The organism is Priestia sp. SIMBA_032 (assembly GCF_046535215.1).
Classification (GTDB): Bacteria; Bacillota; Bacilli; order Bacillales; family Bacillaceae_H; genus Priestia; species Priestia aryabhattai.
Map to the genome: position 1 here is coordinate 1 of NZ_JAWRXD010000656.1, position 272 is coordinate 272.

Below are 272 nucleotides of genomic sequence, written 5' to 3' on the forward strand. Positions count from 1 at the left end.
TCAAGGCAGAGGCCTCGGTCTCACTGAAGCGGCTCTACGCCACCTTCCCGTCGAAGGACGACGTGGTACTCGCGGTGCTCGACCATCGCCGAAAGACGTGGGAGGCCGCGGTTGCCCGGGCGACCGAGCCGGCTCCCACGCCCCGCGACAAGATCCTGGCGATCTACGACTTCCTGTTCGAGTGGTTCCGCCAGGACGACTACCGGGGTTGTGGCTTCATCAACGCTTTCGGTGAGCTCGGGGCGACGTTCCCGGACGTCGCCGCCGCGGTC

At 66.9% G+C, this 272-nt stretch carries 1 protein-coding gene; it reads left to right on the forward strand.

What is annotated here, in order from left to right:
- Window positions 1–272, forward strand: a 272-nt coding sequence (locus SB717_RS35875; protein ID WP_410907742.1) for a TetR/AcrR family transcriptional regulator, incomplete at both ends; no start/stop codon positions are given.